Raw genomic sequence first — 16689 nt, 5'->3', positions numbered from 1 at the left:
CTCACGACCCGAGGGGCGTCGGCCGAGCGGCGTGCTCGCGGCACGAAGGCGCGGTCGACCTCAGAGACCGTAGCGGCGCGCGAGAAGAAGCGAGAGCGTCGCGAGCATGAGCACCACCAGGGGTGTTCCGACCCGCAGGAAATCCCGGAAGGTGTAGCGGGCGGCACTCATGACCAACAGGTTGGTCTGGTAGGCCATCGGCGTCGCATAGCTCAGGTTGGCGCCGAAGAGAATGGCGAGAACGAAGGGCTCGAGTGGGCTCCCGAGTTGAACCGCGGTCGCCACGGCGATCGGAGTTCCGACGGCCGCTGCCGCGCTGTTGGAAACGAAGTTCGTGAGCAGTGCAGCGAAAGCCATGAAGAGGGCAACCTGAGCGGCCGGCGGAACGTGCATCGCTAGCGCCGCGACCCCGCCTGCGACCCAGGCCGCAGCTCCCGTATGCACCAGGCTCTGACCGAGAGCCACGCTCGACGCCACGAGGAGGACCACCTCGAGGCTGATCGCCCGTCCGAGGCCTTCGAGCTTGACGCACCCGGTAAGCAGCATGGCGACCACGCCGAGGAAGGCTGCGACGTGAATCGGCAGCCACTTGCCCGCCGCGGCGAGGACGACCGCCGCCATGATCCCGAGAGCCCAGGGCGCCAACGGTGAGCGCGGCATCGGCGTGCTGCTGTCGAGAAGGAGCAGGCCGGGCGTGGAGCGCAGCTCGGCAAGCCGCTCCTTTCGTCCCTGGACGAGCAGCACATCGCCGGCGGCGAGTGTCTTGTCCGCGAGGCCCCGACCGTCGCGGAGCAGGCCTTCGACGCCGCCCCGAAAACCGATCGCCACGACGTGGTGGCTCTCCGCGAAACGCGCATGGCGCAGCGATCGACCGACCAGGGAGGATTCGCTATCGATGACGACCTCGGCGAGGAACGAATCGCCTTGTGCGGTGTCCGCCTCGACGAAGCGTCCCACCCCTTCACGGTCGAAGAGCTGAACCTGGAATGTGGAGGCGAGCTCGCGAAGCCCACCGGGTGTGTCGCGCAGGAGAAGGACGTCACCCGGCGAGAGCTTGCCCCCGGCGTCCACCGCCTGCACCTGCCCGCCGCGAAGAAACCCGGTGAGCGGGAGCGCTCGTCCCAGCATCTTCTCGAGCTCGGCGGGAGTGCGCCCGAGCAGCCGTGTGGAGCTCGCGTCGAGCACCAGTTGGGTGTCGAAGAGCCGACCCGAGCTCACGCTGGTCGTCGGATTGGCGGGAAGGAGACGCGGAGCGACGAGCCAGAGGTAGGGCAGAGCGACCGCGAAGGCCCCGAGCGCGGTCGAAGAGAAGTCGAAGATCCCCATCGGACGCATGCCGAGGTCGGCGGCGATCGACAGGACGAGGAGGTTCGTCGACGTGCCGACGCTGGTCAGCATGCCGCCGGCGAGGATGCCGAAGTTCACCGGCATCAGAGTCTTCGAGGCCGGGTACCCGACGCGCTCCGCCAGTCCGAGCAGCATCGGCAGCGCCAACACCAGCACCGGCGTGTCGTTGACGAAGGCGCTGGCGGCGCCAGTGAGCAGGAGCGTGACCAGCAGCCCGATGGGCCGGCTCCAGCCCCAGACTCGAGCGAGCCAGCGCATGGCCGGCTCCATGGCGCCCGTCATCGTGAGACCGCGCGCGAGAATCATCAGCGAGCAGATGGCGACCAATGCCGGGTGACCGAAAGCCTGGAGGACTTCGGTGTCGGTCATTCGGGATGCGGCGCCAGCGTGCGGGAAGAGATGAAAGATGACGATCAGCGCCAGCAGGAGCGCGAGCGAGACGAGCTCCGCGCGAAGCCGTGGCCGGGTGTAGAGATAGAACGCGGTGGCGGCCACGGCGAGAACGGCAAAGGCGTGCGGCTCGGGCATGTGGACACCGTTGGAAAAGGGCGTCTGCCATCCTACACGCCGCGCGCGCGAGGCAGCCGGCCCGCATGGCTCGAGCTAGCCCTGACCGAGCGCGGTACGATGGCCGTGTGGAGCCTAGCGAGACTCGCAGCAGGGAAGGATCTCGGCCAGCGCGTTCGGCTCGGCACCTTCTCGACCAGCTCCGGCGTAGACACGAACGCCGCCGCCGGCTCTTTCCCCGTGCCATCGCCGTCGGGGTCGTCGCCGGTCTCGTGGCCTCGCTCTTTCGGGCAGGGATCGAGCGCGCGGAAGATGGAAGGACACTGCTGCTCCATCGGCTCCACGCCTTCGGTCTTGCCGGGCTGATGGGGACGGTGTTGCTCGGGGCCTCGGGCGCCTGCTTCGCCGTGTGGCTGGTCCGGCGGTTCGAGCCGTCCGCCGCCGGAAGCGGGATTCCGCAGCTCAAGGCCGTCCTCCATCGCCTGCGTCCGATGTCGGGCGGACGCCTCCTCGTGGTCAAGTTCGTCGGCGGCGTCAGTGCCATCGCCTCCGGTCTCGCGCTCGGGCGCGAGGGGCCGACGATTCAGATGGGCGGCGCCATCGGAAGGCTCGTCGCGCGCTGGCTGCCGAGCTCGAGTCACGAGCGTGGCGTGCTCATCGCCTCGGGAGCCGGCGCCGGGTTGGCAGCAGCGTTCAATGCTCCGCTGGCCGGGATGATGTTCGTGCTCGAGGAGATTCAGAAGAACTTCGCTCCGGGTGTCTTCAGCAGCACCTTTGTCGCCTGTGTCGTGGCCGACGCGGTGAGCCGCCTCTTGTTCGGGCAGAGCGCCGTGTTCCACACTTCGCCGATCGCGGCTCCCCCCGTTGCTGCATTGCCGCTTTTTCTCGTGCTCGGAGCGCTCGTGGGGATTCTGGCAGTCCTCTTCAATCGTGGACTGCTCGCCACGCTCCACCTGGTCGATGGCGTCGCGCCGAAATGGCGGCTCGGCGTCGCGGCGGCAGTCGGTGGCGCGCTCGCCCTCGTGGCGTGGGACGCTCCGGGGTTGATCGGCGGTGGCGGCGCGATGGTCGAGCGCGCTTTGTCCGGCAAAGGTCTGGTCGGAGCGCTCTTGCTGACGCTCGCCGTGCGTTTCGTACTGACGCTGTCGAGCTACGGCACGGGAGCACCGGGGGGTATTTTCGCCCCTCTCCTGGTGCTCGGCTCCCAGGCGGGATTGGCGGCCGGTGTCGCCGCTGCCGGGCTCCTTCCCGCTCTCGTCGGTGAGCCGAGGGCGTGGGCGGTGGCGGGAATGGCGGCGCTTTTCGCGGGTACCGTGCGAGCACCTCTCACCGGGATCGTCCTGATGCTGGAGATGACCGACAGCTACAGCCTCATGCTGCCGTTGCTGGCCGCGAGCTTCGCGGCCCAATGGGTGACCGAGCGGCTCGGCGAAGCGCCGATCTACGATTCACTTCTGGATCGCGAGCTGCGCCGGACCGGGGAGACCGAGGTCCTCGAAGGCGCGCTCATGCTCGAGCTCGACGTGCTTCCCGATGCGCCGTTCGCCGGCAGGCGCGTGGCCGAGCTCGGACTTCCGGCCGGCTGTCTCATCGTCGCTCTCGAGCGACGTGGGCGGTCGGTCGTGGTGACAGGGGGGACCAAGCTCCTCACCGGCGACCGGCTGCAGGTGGTGGTGGCGCCGCAAGCGGAGAGCGCGGTCGGAGCCTTGCGAATCGGGGTTGGAGTGGAAGGCGGTCACTGACCCGCCGTCTGCCGGTCGAATCGCAACGACCGGCCGCGCCTTGGACCTTCATCCCTCGCGGGCGGCTCGGTTGGCGGGAGACAACCAGAGCACGGCATAGGGGGCGAGGGTGACTTCGATGCCGGCAGGTGTCGTCGTCACCTCGGCCTCCGAGAGCAGGTCCCTCCAGCGTGCGGCGAACCTGCCGAGTCGGGTCCGCGAGCAGCGGAAACGTTGTCTCCGTTCGGTCACGTTGGTCAGCGCGAGCACGCAGTCGCCCGCCGCCGGCACCCGCAGGATGGCGAAGACATGTCGGTGGCCGGTGAGGATCTGTTGCGAGGCCGCAGGATGGAAGGCCGCCGTGGCAATGCGGGTCCGGACCAGTTGCTCGAAGCGCCGCGCCACCTTCGCGACCCAGGTCCGCTCGTCGCCCAGCATCTGTTCGAGCATCGGCAGGTCGATCGTGTCGCGGTTGATCGCCCGGCTCCCCTCGCCCGAGCGGACCGCGTCGATGTCGTTCTTCGAACCGAAGAGGCTCGGCAGGTAGACGCCCGGCACCCCGGCGAGTGCCAGCGCGATGGAGCGCGAGGCGATGAAGCGGGAGATCTGGAGGGCTTCGTCCTCGCCGGCGTCCTCGCGGTTGAGCGCGCTGTACCAGGTGACATTCAGCTCGTAGGGCCTGCTGGCACCGGTGCCGTCGCTGCGATACGAGACCAGGCCGCCGGCCTCTTCGACACGGCGAATCATGGCGTCCGTCTCTTCCGCGCTCAGGATTCCCCTGGCTCCCTGCAGTCCGATCCCGTCGTGGGAGTCGAGGAAGTTGAAGAATGCGGTCGCCTTCGTCGGTGTTGCGAGCGTCTCAGCCCAGCGGCTGAGATGCGAAGCATCGCCGGTCAGGAACGTGTGCAAGGTCAATGGCGGGAGCGCGAAGTTGTAGAGCAGCTGCGACTCGTTCCACCCGTCGCCGAAGTACGCGAGGTTGGCTTCGTGCGGAGCGTTCGCCTCGGAGATGAGCGCCACTCGCGGGGCGACGACGTCCAGGATCGAGCGGAAGAGCTGGACGAGCGCGTGGGCCTGTGCGAGATGAGCGCAATCCGTGCCGAGTTGGCGCCAGATGTACGAGACCGCGTCGAGGCGAACGATGTCGGCGCCACGGCGGACGTAGAGCAGCAAGACCTCGACAACCCGCAGCAGAACCTCCGGATTGCGGAAATTGAGGTCCACCTGGTCGGGGCCGAACGTCGTCCACACCCACTTGACGCCCTCCATGGTGTGGAACGGTGTCAGCAGATCCGTCGTTCTCGGCCGTTGAATGAGGCGGAGATGGTCCGGCGAGATCGCCTCCTTCGTCGAGAAGGAGACGAAGTACTCCTCGTAGCCCGGTCGGCAGTTGAGGAAGCGCTGAAACCAGCGGCTCTTCGACGAAACGTGGTTGAAGACGCCGTCGAACATCAGCCGGAATCGCTCGCCAAGGCGTTCGATGTCCTCCCACGAGCCGAGTCGTGGATCGACCTCCTGAAAGTCCACGACGGCGAATCCGCGGTCGGACGAATAGGGAAAGAAGGGCAGCAGGTGGATCGTGTTGAAGGTCCCCGGGAACCTGCGCGAGAGCACCTCGTCGAGCGCCTCGAGGGGACGGCGGCCCGGGCTCGCGAGAAGGTCTCCATAGGTGATGAGGACGACGTCGCGCTCGTCGAACCGGGAACACGGATCGAACTCGCGCTCCGCAGCATTCATCTCCGGCGTCTTGTGTGCGTAGTAGGACCGCATGAGGCGAAGCAGCTCGGGAAAACACCGAGAAGCAACCTCGTCGCCGTAAAGCGACACGAGAACCGTCAACAGGCGGTCTCGTTGGGAGCTGGTCAGCTGAAGCAGAGGCCGCGTGTAGTCCGGTGCCGGGAGGTGGCGCCGCGCCTCAGACAGGAGTGTCGCGCTGGCCTTCGGGGACGGGCGGGCGTGCACGGCCTCAGTTGGGTCCCTTCGCGACGGCCGCCATCAGCATCGGTCCCGCCTGCTTCACTCCGGCCCAGACACGAGCCCAGTTCGGCACCAGCGGCGGGCCGGCAGGGTCGGCGAGAAACTCGGTCGTCGCGGTTCGCAACGCCTTGGCGAAGGTCTGAACCGCGATCTCCTCGCCGTGCCGGTCGTACTGCAGGCCGTTGATCATCGCCACCGCATAGCTGTCGGCCACGGCGTCCTCCGCCTCACGCTGGTACGCCGCGAGAAGGCTGTTGAGCAGGCCGCCGGCGAGCACCACGCCGGCGGCGGCGAGCGTCCGCATCAGGTGCGTGCCGATGTCCCGGGCCATCCGATTCAACCCCGCGTTGGCATCTTCCGGTGAGAGGTCCTGGTGCTTGTGGTCGTATCGCTCGGCGATCTCCACCTGGCACATGCGGACCGGTGCGCGGTGACGCAGCGCTTCGAAGAGGGACACGATTTCGAGGCCCCAATCGGAAGGCAGGCGAAGCCGGGAGGCCAGGTCGCGTTGAACAGCGAACTCGCCGGAAAGCGGGTAACGAAAGGACGCCATGTAGCGGATGAACGGGTCCGAGCCGATGAGGCGACGAAAGGCGGAGAGCAGAGGCGCCACGTAAAGTCTCGTCACACGGCCGTGGAGGCGATCGGAGAACCTTGCGTAGTAGGCCTTCACGAAGTCGTAGTCGACGATCGGGTCGAGCGCCGGCAGCACCAAGCGAGCGAGCATCTCGCGTCGGAAGTTCACGATGTCGGCATCGAAGAACGCGAAGTAGTCCGCCCGCTCTTCGGCCAGCAGAAAGCCCATGGCAAGCCAGCATGCCCGTCCCTTCCCAGGGCTGCCGACGCTCAGGCCCGCGGCCTCCATTCGGGCCAGGAACTCCTGCACGGAAGGCGACTCGCTCCAGAGAATGACCTGGCGCTTCGGGTAGCGTTCGAAGAATCGCACGGCGCGGTGGTAGTCCTCGACGGAAGCACGATTCAACGACACCAGGAGCGTATCGAGGTAGTCGACCGAACAGAGCTCGTCGAGGATTCCTGTCAGCGCGGGGCGGTCCATCTCGGAAGGGACCATCGGAATCACCAGGGCTACTGGGAACTTCGGGGTCAAGGCGCGAATCTCGCTCTCGAGCTCCTCGATCGCCCGCTCGCGAAGGCGAGGCAGCGCCGTGACGAGCCCTGGCTGGTGGAAGTCGCTCACTCGGAACCTCGAATCACGGGGTGCTCCTTGCGGGCCTGGTTTGCTTCGAGCTCGAAACGGATGGCAGCCGCCCTCCGGCGAGTACCGTCAGGATTGCCGCGTTCCAGCCCGCAGGGCCGGGAAGCGGCGCGCACTCGGCGGCCGGCAGGGTCGCGGCCAGAGTCGTGTCGATCTCGCCGTTCTTTCCGGGGAGGAGAATCGGCCGGTCCACGGCCTGCAAGAGCGACAGGTCGTTCCCGGCGTCCCCAAGTCCGACGGTGTCAGGAGTCGGGCAAGTTCCTGCCGATCGAGATAGCAGAGCGCGCAGTGCTGTTCCCTTGTCGGCGTTCCCGGTGAGATGGAAGAAGCGCCCGCCCCGCGTGATCCGCAGTCCCCGTTTCGTGGCGGAGACCTGGATGCGAGCCAGGAGGCGCTCGTCGTCGAGCAGGAACGGCTCGTCATAGTCCCGCCGCCTGGCGAGTGCGGCGGGGCCGATTCCGAGCCCGGTGAGGCGGGCGACCTGCGCCGTGGTCAGGGACGAGAATCCCGCGAGGGGTGAACCGACCTCCCGACTGATGGCGCGAAGCGCGATTGCGAGGACGGCAGCGTCGAGACCGAAGACCACCGATTCGTAGCCCTCGTCGCCGTTCGGCAGGAGCAGAGCTCCGCCATTCTCGACAATCATTGGCGCGCGAAACCCGAGGCGCCGGGAGAGAGGCTCCATTTCCGCGCGCGTCTTGCTGCTGGCAAGGACGACGGGAATTCCGCGTCGGCGGAGCTCCGCGAGCGCTGGTCGAGCCGCCTCGAACCCGTAGGTCGTCTCGTCGAGCAGGGTGCCGTCCAAGTCCGTCACGACGAGGAGCCCGGCCGGTTCCGGGGGGGCTCCCGGGCGTTCGGGGGCGCGGGGGGATTCCCTCGTCTTCGGCGCAACCTCCGGGCGCTCCGTCGCCGGCGGGCCTTCCCTCAAGCAAGCCCAAGGAGTGGGCAAGGAGCCTTCCCGCCATCCGGGCCGGTCCAGCTCCGCCTTGCGAGTGGGCCTCTTGTCGGCTTCGCGGCGAGACCCCGAGAAGCCCGGCATCAGGAGGCCATGGCAATCACCAGCGCTGCGACGGCCAGAAGCCCGACGAGCCAAAGCGCTGCCTTGATCTGCGTGCCTCGGTTCTTGGATTCGGAGTTGTTCAGGGTCGAGAACATCGGCGCCTCCCGGAAGTTGCCACGACCGAGAACGACGCTCAATCGCCCGCTCCGGTCGCGGCGGCGACTTCGGAACACCGAAGCCGCCTCGTCAACCAGGTGGCGGCCCGACCACCTGCTTTGCCTCCGGCAACCCGACGGTCGCCGAACCCTTGGCAGAGCGAGCGGACCATCTCTCGTCGCCCTGCCCCCCCAACCTACCCGGGCGGGCGGGATGTGTCAAACGCCGATCCCTTACGGCACCAGCGGTTCGACGGCGGCGCGCTGCCTCGGGGGGCGCGCCATGATGCATGGATCGTGTTGATTTCAATCAACTTTAGTGATGAGGGTCGAGACCCCGCCGATCCGCAAGGCGGTCCGGCCGGAGAGGTGGAAGGGGAGGGCTTGACGCGACTGATTGCTGAACTTATATTAAACAGCGTTCAGTAATCGAGGAGCGTTATGGGGCCAAAGGACAGGCGCATGCGGGAGAAGGAAGAGCTCAAGGGGCGGATTCTCGACGCCGCGCGGGAGCTCTTTGCGGAGCAGGGGTACGAGGCGGTGACGATGCGCAAGATCGCCGAGGCGATCGAGTACTCGCCGACGGCGCTCTATCTCCACTTCCCGGACAAGGAGTCGATCGTCCGCGAGCTCTGTCTCGCCGATTTCGACGCGCTCGCCGGGCACTTCCAGAAGCTCGCCCAGGTCGCCGACCCGATCGAGCGGTTGCGCGGGGTGGGTGCCGCCTACGCCGAGTTCGGGATGAGCCACCCGCACCACTACCGGCTGATGTTCATGACCCCGCACGCGCCGCTTCCAGACGAGAAGAAGGAGGAGCGCCGCGGCAACCCGGAGGCGGATGCCTACGCTTTCCTCCGCTGGACGCTCGCCGAGGCGATCGCCACGGGTCGGCTGCGACCGGAGTACACCGACCCCGATCTCCTGTCGCAGGCGGTGTGGGCGGGAGTCCACGGCCTCGTCTCGCTGCGCATCGCCAAGTGCAACGACGACTGGATCGACTGGCGGTCGCTCGAGGCGACGCTCGCCCTGGTGCTCGACCTGCAACTGCGCGGCCTGCTCGCCGCGCCCGAGACGGCCGGGGAGCGCTGAGCGATGCCCAACCTCGCGCTGCGCAACCTGCTGCACGACAAGCTGCGCTTCGTCATCACCGTCTCCGGCGTGGCGTTCGCCGTCACCCTCGTCTTCGTCCAAGTGGGGCTCTTCCTCGGCCTGCTCGACAACGCCTCAGTGACCATCCACCACCTCGACGCCGACCTCTGGGTGACCTCGCGCAACACGCCGAACGTCGACTTCGCTCACGCCTTCCCGGAGACCGCGGTGCAGCGCGTGCGCTCGATCCCCGGCGTCGCGCGGGCCGACAACCTCCTCGTCGCCTTCGTCAACGTGGCGCTCCCCTCGGGGGCCGAGGAGGGGATGCTCGCCTACGGGCTCGAGGACTTCTCGCGCTGGGGCCTGCCCTGGAAGCTCGAGTCGGGCGACCTCCACGACCTGCGACGCGGCGACTACCTCGTCCTCGACGCTTCGGCCGAGCGGCGCTACGGGCCGTTCGCGGTCGGCGACTACCGCGAGGTCCTCGGCCGGCGGCTGAAGATCATCGGCCGGAGTCGCGAGGCGCTTTCGTTCACCACGACGCCGATCGGGTTCCTCGACTTCCATCTCCTGCAGCAGATCGCCGGCGAGCGCTTCACGGAGCAGACGACCTACGTGCTCGTCAAGCTCGCGCCGGGAGCCGACGCCAAGGCGATCGGGGCCGAGATCGCCCGCCGCCTCCCGTACAACGACGTCCACACGCGCGATGCCTGGGCCGAGCGTTCGCGCAGCTACTGGGTCGCCTCGACCGGGATCGGCCTCAACATGATCCTCACCGTCTTTCTCGGTTGCCTCGTCGGTGTGGTGGTGGTGGCGCAGACGCTCTACACCTCGACGATGGAGCACCTCAAGGAGTTCGGCACCGTCAAGGCGATCGGCGGCTCGAATCGCGACATCTACTGGATCCTCGGCCAGCAGGCGGCGATTGCCGCGGTGGTCGGCTACCTGGCCGGCGGTGCGATGGGCCTGGCGCTGCGACCCGGGATGGCCAAGGTCGGCCTCAAGCTGATCGTGCCCGACCCGCTGGCGGTGGCCGTCTTCTTCGGCACGCTGCTGCTCTGCCTCGTCTCGGCGATGGTCTCGTTCCGCAAGGTCGCGGCGATCGACCCCGCCCTCGTCTTCCGCGCCTGACCTCTCCGGGAGCCCGCCGATGCCCGTTCTCGAAGCGCACGCCGTCACCAAGACCTTCGTCGAAGGCCGCGAGCAGGTCGCGGTCCTGCGAGGGGTCGATCTCACCCTCGAGCGCGGCGAAGTGGTCGCCCTCGAAGGCCCTTCCGGTTCGGGGAAGACGACCTTCTTGTCGATCCTCGGCTGCATCCTGACGCCGAGCTCGGGGCGGGTCGTCGTCGACGGCCACGCGGTCGACGCCGAACGCGCCGCCGACCTGCCGGCGATCCGCCGGCGGTCGATCGGTTTCGCCTTCCAGCAGTACAACCTCTTCCCGGCGCTCTCGGCGTGCGAGAACGTCGAGTACGCGCTGCAGATCAAGGGCTTCGGGCGCGGAGCCGCGCGCGCCGAGGCGACCCGCGTGCTCGAAGCGGTGGGCCTCGCCGACCGCCTGACCTTTCTTCCGCGCGACCTCTCGGGCGGCCAGAAGCAGCGCGTCGCCATCGCCCGGGCGCTCGCCGGCTCGCCGCCGGTGCTGCTCGCCGACGAGCCGACCGCCAACCTCGACAGCGAGGTCGGCGGTCAGGTGCTCGACCTCTTCCGCGATCTCGCCAAGCGCGAGAACCGGGGCCTGCTCATCGTCACCCACGATCCGAAAGTCCGAACCATCGCCGATCGCGTGGTGAAGATCCGCGACGGCAAGCTCGCCGCCTGAGCTCCCGATCCCCCGATCCGAGGTTTCGCCATGAACGAGTCCCCCGCCCGCGCCGCTCGCCTCGTCCGCCGTCTCGCCCTGCCCGCTCTCGGCCTCGTGCTCACCGCCGCCCTCGTCGTCCAGGGGCGCCGCCTTGCCGCGGATCCGTCGCCGGCAACGAACGTCGCCGCCGCCTCGACCGAGCCGGGGCACATCGTCGCCGAGGGGCGCCTGGTCGCCTACCCCGGCGCGGAAATCGAGGTGGGAACCGAGATCGCCGGCCTGCTTGAACGCGTGACCGTGAAGGAGAAGGAGACGGTGCGCCGCGGCCAGCTCCTCGCCGCGCTGCGCGCCGACGACGTGCGGGCGGAGATCGCGGAGACGCGCGCCCGCATCGCCGAGGCCGAGGCCGACATCCGACTCGGCGAGAGCGACATCCGCCGCCTCTCGCCGCTCATCGCGCAGGGCGTCGAGCCGCGCAACCGGCTGGAGCGCACCGAGCGCGACGTCGCCGCCGCGACGGCGCGCAAGGCCACCGCCGAAGCGGCGATCGTCCGCCTCGAGGCGACGCTCGCCAAGAGCCGCATCCTCGCTCCCCTCGACGGCGTCGTGCTCGCGCGCCGCGTCGACTCCGGGGAGACGGTCGACGCCGGGGCGTCGCTCTTCAGCCTCGGCGACCTGACCCGGACGCGCATCGAGGCCGAGATCGACGAATTCGATGCCGGCCGCGTCCGGCTCGATGCGCCGGTGACGATCACCGCCGAGGGGCTCGACGGTCAGAGCTGGCAGGGCCGGGTCGAGGAGATTCCCGATCAAGTGGTTCCGCGCCGCACGCGTCCGCAGGATCCCGGCCGTCCGTCCGACACCCGCGTGCTGCTGGTCAAGATCGCCCTTTCGGGTCCGACGCCGCTCAAGCTCGGGCAGCGGGTCGAGATCGCCATCGGCGGGTGACGGCCGGCCGCACTCAGGCGCCGCCGAAGGAAGACCAGCGACCGACCGAGCCGTTCTCGAAGGCGTCGGCGAAGAGCACCGGGGCGGTGCCGACGACGGTCACGGCATGCGTCACGACGAGGTGGAACCCGGCCGCGTCGGTCACCGTGAGCTCGATGCTGTGGGTGCCGACGCTCAGGGTGCGGGCCACGGAGGCGCCGCTCGCCGCCACGCCGCCGAGATCCCAGGCGTACGTGTACGGCGAGAGGGCGCCGGAGGCGGTGGCGTCGAAGGCGACCGGGGAGGAGGCGTCCGGCGTGGTCGGCGTGAAGACGAAGTCGGCGGCGAGGGGACCATTGCCGCCGCGCACCAGGCGCACGAAGTTGGCGATGCGCAGGATGTCGCCCTGCGGTCCGTGGCCGTAGGCCGAGCCGCCGGAGCAGGCGGTGCCGAGGTAGTAGCTCGAGACCGAGCCGGTCTTCGGATCGCTGCGCTGGGTCCCGGCGCCGTGCACGTCGACGAGCGTGTAGCAGCTCGCGCCGCCCACCTGCATCCAGCCGAGGCCGCGGCCGAACGCGACATAGGCCGCCGCCCCTCCCGAGCCGTCCCAGGTGGCGTGGGTGGTCGACGACCAGTAGTACGGAGCGTCGGCAACGCCGCCCTCGTTGGTGATCGCGGTGTAGGCGAAGCGCGGGTCGAGCGCCGCACCGCCGCTCGTGTCGGGCGAGCGGCCGGTGTCGAGGATGCTCTGCAGCTCCTTGACCTCGGGAAGGCGCCAGTCGCTGTGCCCGAGCCAGCTCTCGGCGTTGCGCGCGGCGACCCAGGCGAGCGCCGCCTCCCAGCTCATCGCGACGCCGCTGTCGGTCTGCGACCACATCCGGTCGGAGGCGCGGTCGGTGACGGTGCCGTCGCCGTTGACGACCAGGATGGAGGCGCCGTAGCCCGGATTCCCGCGCACGCAGAGCACGAAGAAGGTCTTCTGCGAGCCGTCGGGCATCGTCAGGTCGTAACCCTTGATGCGACCGTCGGCGAAGTTGACCCCGAAGAGTTTGTTGCCGTCCGCCACGTAGAGCGTCGAGGAGGCGTACTGCGAGTCGATGATCCGCTCACCGGCGGCGGTGTCGCCGTAGGCGAAGGAGAAGTAGTCGCGATCGATGAACGGGGTCAGCGCCGAGGTGTCGTTGCCGGAAAGGCCGCTCGGGTCGGTGCCGCGGAAGTCGATCAGCGAGTAGAGCTCGTGGAGGGTCGGCAGCCGCCAGTCGGAGAAGCCGCCGTGAAGCGCGGCGTTGAGCGCCGCCGGGCGGAGCTGCGCCTGGGCCCAGGTGAGCTTGTCGCTGGCGTCGAGGACGCCGTTACCATCGAGATCGGGGGTGCGTTGCCAGGTCAGGCCGGTGGTGGCGTCGGTCACCGTGACGCCGTCGGCGCTGACCGTGAAGGCGGGCGGGTAACCCGCATGCTGGGCGTCCTGGCCGTGAAAGGCCGCGCCTGGCGCCGGGCAGGCGACGCTGGCGGTGGCGTTGTAGCAGAGCTCCTGACGGGTGTCGGGGACGAGCGAGGAGTTGGCCGCCGTCGGCGGGCTGGTGTCGACGGTGAGCGTCGCTTCGTCGGAGGTCGCCGAGTCGAGCGCGTTCTCGGCGATGCAGCGATAGCTGCCCGCATCTTCCGCGGCGACGACGGAGATCGTGTAGGAGGCGCTCGTGGCTTGCGGGATGTCGACCTGGTCCTTCTGCCAGCGGTAGGTCGGTGCCGGGTACCCGGTGGCGACGACGGAGAAGGTCGTCGCGGCGCCGAGTCGTACGGTGCGCGAGAGCGGTTGCTGCACGATCTGCGGTGCGGCCGTCGCGGCGGTCGTCACGGTGAATCCGCCGGCGAGGGAGAAGGTGAGTGTTCCCATCGGCGAGGGAAAGACGACGGTGCAGTCCTTGGCGCCGGTCGTCGTGCCGGCGGGGATGCTGAAGACCGCCGTCACGGTTGCCTGGCTCGCATGGGTGATCGATCCGCCGGTGAGCGTGCCGATCGTCACGCTGGTGGGGAGGATCCCGGCAGGCGGCGGGGGTGGGGTGTCGGTGTCGAGCGTGAAGGTGACGAGGAGGTTCGACGTCCCGGCCGCGGCGTTCGCTGGCGAGACCGACTGGATCTGGTTGCTCGTCTGGGCGCCGGCGGTTCCGGCGCCGACGAGGCCGGCCAGGAGACAGGCGGCAAGGCGGGCTCGCGCGGCGCGGTGCGTGCGTCTCGCCTGGGTCGAGGCTCGTGGGGTCGTTCGCTCGCGCATCGAAGCTCTCCTGGATTCGGACGGGCTGGTCTCGGTCGTCGGCAGGCGACACGCCCGCTCTCGTGCCGGGAGGAGCTTAGGCAGGGCCGCAGGCGAAAGGATCATGACGGTGCAAGCTCGTTGTCAGACATGTAAACCGTCGCGGCATTCCGGCCGGATCAGCCGTCGAAGCGGTAGCCGACGCGGTGGACGGTGACGATGTGGACGGGATGCGACGGATTCGCTTCCACCTTGGCGCGCAACGAGGCGACGTGGACGTCGACGGTGCGCGAAACCGGCGTGGCGTCGTAGCCCCACACCTCGTCGAGCAGGCGATCGCGGGTGAGCACCTCGCCGCGGTGTTCGAGAAAGTAGCGCAGCAGGCGCATCTCGAGGCTGGAGAGGGCGAGGGGTCGCCCCTCGCGCGTCACCTCGGCACGCCGGAAGTCGGCGCGCACCTCGCCGAAGGCATGCACGTCGGCGGCGCGCGTGGCGGTGCCGCGCCGGCGCAGCAGCGCCTCGAGCCGGGCGAGCAGCTCGATCATCTCGAACGGCTTGGTCAGGTAGTCGTCGGCGCCGAGCTTCAGTCCGACGACGCGATCGACCACCTGGGCGCGCGCGGTGAGCATCAGCACCGGCAGCTCGTAGCCGCGGTGGCGCAGCTCGCGGCAGAGGGCGAAGCCGTCCATGCCGGGGAGCATGACGTCGAGGATGGCGAGGTCGAACGGCGAGGCGGCGAGCGCGGCGAGCGCCGATTCGGCATCGCCGCAGGCCTCGAGGCGATAGCCCTCGGCGCGCAGTCGGTCGCCGAGGGTGAGCACCAGGCTCTCTTCGTCTTCGACGAGCAGCAGGCGTGGGCCCTGCCGGCGGAGGTCGGGCGGAGACGAAGCCGGCCGGCTCACGCTCGGACCTCCGCAGCGGGGGCGGCGGGAAGATGCAGCGAGACGGTCGTTCCTTCCCCGGTTGCCGACTCGACGGTGACGCGCCCGCCGTGCGCTTCGACGATGCCGCGCACGACGGCCAGGCCGAGGCCACTGCCGCCGATCCCGGCCTTGGTGGCCTCGCCGCCGCGGAAGAACGGTTCGAAGACCCGCGGCAGGTCGGCCTTGCGGATGCCGAGGCCGCGGTCGGAGACCGCGAGCGTGATTTCGCTGCTGCTGCTGCCGCCGCCGCCGCCGCGGGCGCGCACGCCGATCCAGCGGCTCGCGCCGCCGTACTTGAGCGCGTTGTCGATGAGATTGGCCAGCGCCTGTCGCAACGCGGTCGGATCGCCGAGGAGGGGAGGGAGCGTGTCGGGAACGTCGACCTCGACGCGCCGGTCCTCGAGCACCCAACGGCAGTCGGCGAGGACGCCGTCGACCAGCTCGCGCGCGGCGAGCGGCTGAATGCGGTAGGCGAGCGAGCCGGAGCGGATGCCGGCGAAGGTGAGCACGCGGCCGACCATCTCGGTCAGGCGCCGCCCCTCCTTCTCGATCAGCGCCCCGTAGCGCCGCACCTTCTCCGGCTCGTCGACGATGCCGTCGGCGAGGTTCTGTCCGGCCGAGCGCATGGCGGTGAGCGGCGTCTTCAGCTCGTGGGAGACGGCGGCGACGAAGTCCATCTGCTGCTGCGCGAGGCGTTGCGCGTGTCGCGTCGAGGCGACGAGCAGGCCCGTCGTCGTCAGCAGAAGGAGGAGGACGAGCAGGCCGAGTCCGAGGTTGCGTCGCTGGGCATGCTTCACGGCGGCCTCGAGGGAGCCCTCGACATGGCGCACTTCGAGTCGCCAGCGGCCGACCTCCGGGCCCTCGCGGTCGTCTCGTCGCGCCCGGTCGGCGGTCCCATCGCGGTCGAAGCGAGCGGGCGGCGCCGGCTCGGTGCTCTCGCGCCCGGGCGGCCGTCTCCCACCTGGCGGTGCGGTGAGCTCGGGGAAGGGGCGCAGGGCGAAGAGGCGGCGTGCGGCGTCGGGCTTGCCGAAGCTGCGGTCGACGAGCGCGGGTCGGGCCCGAAAGATCTGCTCGGCAGGGTCGTCGGCGAGAGTGATCGTCACCGCGTAGGCCGGGCTGGAAGCGCCGCCGAGCCGGGCGGCGACGAGGCGTGGCAGCAGCTCCTCTGTCAGCCACTCGCGATCGAGCCGGACGAGGATGTGATGGCGTGGCGGGCGGCGCGGGGCCGGACCGCCGGGCTCGCGCTCTCCTCCCTCGGGCAGGTCCCGCACCGGCAGGATGAGGCCGGGCAGCCGTTCGTCGAGAATGGGGATGCGTCCGCGGGCGAGGAAGATGCGCCGGGCCGACTCGAGCTCGGGGCTCCAGTCCGTCGGCACGAGATGGCCGGTCGCTTCGTCGAGGTGCGAGAGGTGCTGCTCGCCGCGTCCGGCGTGGGAGACGACGACGAGCTCGCGCACCAGGCGCGGCTCCGGCGCGCTCGTGCGCCAGCGGGCAAGACGCTCGGCGAGGTCGCCGGCGAGATCGACGTCGTCGATCCCGGCCGCTGGCTGCAAAGCGGTCGAAGCGCGCACCAGCTCGCGGTCGAAATCGTCGGCGAGCAGGGCGGTACCCGTCTCGAGCGAGGTCCGCATCCGCTCGCGCTCGGCCGCGCTCAGCTGCGCAATCCAGCGGTACTGCAACACCGCGACCGCGACGAGCGCCCCGAGCAGTCCCACCCCGATCGCCAGGCTCCCGACGACCGGCCGGAAGGCTCCACCACGACGCCGCATGCC

Annotated in this window: 13 protein-coding genes; 5 read left to right on the top strand and 8 right to left on the bottom strand. The window is 69.5% G+C overall.

All coding sequences use genetic code 11. The features are described from left to right. Positions 1–60 precede the first annotated feature (60 nt). A complete protein-coding gene (locus IPJ17_01965) occupies positions 61–1875 on the bottom strand; it encodes an SLC13 family permease (GenBank protein QQR74382.1) in 1815 nt (604 codons plus the stop codon). A gap of 65 nt (positions 1876–1940) precedes the next feature. Here IPJ17_01965 and clcA point away from each other — a divergent pair, with 65 nt between their 5' ends. After that, positions 1941–3596, top strand: a complete 1656-nt coding sequence (clcA, locus tag IPJ17_01960; protein QQR74381.1) for a H(+)/Cl(-) exchange transporter ClcA — start codon at positions 1941–1943, stop codon at positions 3594–3596. A gap of 48 nt (positions 3597–3644) precedes the next feature. On the opposite strand, the gene IPJ17_01955 is transcribed toward clcA, so the two are convergent. From IPJ17_01955 to IPJ17_01940, 4 genes are all read right to left on the bottom strand, one after another. After that, positions 3645–5498 (bottom strand): sugar phosphorylase, encoded by a 1854-nt coding sequence (locus tag IPJ17_01955; protein ID QQR76064.1) that lies wholly within the window; start codon positions 5496–5498, stop codon positions 3645–3647. A gap of 43 nt (positions 5499–5541) precedes the next feature. Beyond that, a complete protein-coding gene (locus IPJ17_01950; GenBank protein ID QQR74380.1) occupies positions 5542–6750 on the bottom strand; it encodes a glycosyl transferase in 1209 nt (402 codons plus the stop codon). Between the two features lie 13 nt (positions 6751–6763). Beyond that, positions 6764–7582 carry an HAD-IIB family hydrolase gene (locus tag IPJ17_01945; GenBank protein QQR74379.1) on the bottom strand — a complete coding sequence of 273 codons (819 nt, stop codon included), beginning with the start codon at positions 7580–7582 and terminating at the stop codon, positions 6764–6766. A gap of 224 nt (positions 7583–7806) precedes the next feature. After that, positions 7807–7965 (bottom strand): hypothetical protein, encoded by a 159-nt coding sequence (locus IPJ17_01940; GenBank protein ID QQR74378.1) that lies wholly within the window; start codon positions 7963–7965, stop codon positions 7807–7809. Positions 7966–8385: 420 nt separating this feature from the next. Between IPJ17_01940 and IPJ17_01935 the strand changes: the two genes are divergently transcribed. Genes IPJ17_01935 through IPJ17_01920 form a run of 4 tightly spaced genes read left to right on the top strand, consistent with a single transcriptional unit; the run spans position 8386 to position 11764 of the window. After that, a complete protein-coding gene (locus tag IPJ17_01935) occupies positions 8386–9012 on the top strand; it encodes a TetR/AcrR family transcriptional regulator (GenBank protein QQR74377.1) in 627 nt (208 codons plus the stop codon). A gap of 3 nt (positions 9013–9015) precedes the next feature. After that, the gene (locus IPJ17_01930) at positions 9016–10143 is read left to right on the top strand and encodes an ABC transporter permease (GenBank protein QQR74376.1); all 1128 of its coding nucleotides are present in this window, start codon (positions 9016–9018) and stop codon (positions 10141–10143) included. Between the two features lie 19 nt (positions 10144–10162). Continuing rightward, positions 10163–10834: an ABC transporter ATP-binding protein gene (locus tag IPJ17_01925; GenBank protein ID QQR74375.1), complete on the top strand. Its 672-nt coding sequence runs from the start codon at positions 10163–10165 to the stop codon at positions 10832–10834. Positions 10835–10864: 30 nt separating this feature from the next. Further along, positions 10865–11764, top strand: a complete 900-nt coding sequence (locus IPJ17_01920; GenBank protein QQR74374.1) for an efflux RND transporter periplasmic adaptor subunit — start codon at positions 10865–10867, stop codon at positions 11762–11764. A gap of 13 nt (positions 11765–11777) precedes the next feature. Here IPJ17_01920 and IPJ17_01915 read toward each other — a convergent pair whose 3' ends face one another. From IPJ17_01915 to IPJ17_01905, 3 genes are all read right to left on the bottom strand, one after another. Continuing rightward, complete coding sequence (locus IPJ17_01915) at positions 11778–14015, bottom strand: DUF1566 domain-containing protein (GenBank protein QQR74373.1); 2238 nt, start codon at positions 14013–14015, stop codon at positions 11778–11780. Between the two features lie 158 nt (positions 14016–14173). Next, complete coding sequence (locus IPJ17_01910; protein ID QQR74372.1) at positions 14174–14896, bottom strand: response regulator transcription factor; 723 nt, start codon at positions 14894–14896, stop codon at positions 14174–14176. Further along, on the bottom strand, positions 14893–16686 hold the full coding sequence (locus IPJ17_01905) for a HAMP domain-containing histidine kinase (protein QQR74371.1): 1794 nt from the start codon (positions 16684–16686) through the stop codon (positions 14893–14895). The genes IPJ17_01910 and IPJ17_01905 overlap by 4 nt, the downstream gene beginning before the upstream one ends. Positions 16687–16689 lie beyond the last annotated feature (3 nt).

The organism is Holophagales bacterium (assembly GCA_016699405.1).
In the GTDB taxonomy this organism is placed as follows: domain Bacteria; phylum Acidobacteriota; class Thermoanaerobaculia; order Multivoradales; family JAGPDF01; genus JAAYLR01.
The sequence above is the reverse complement of the archived record's forward strand: the minus strand, read 5'-3'. Positions and strand labels throughout refer to the sequence as shown.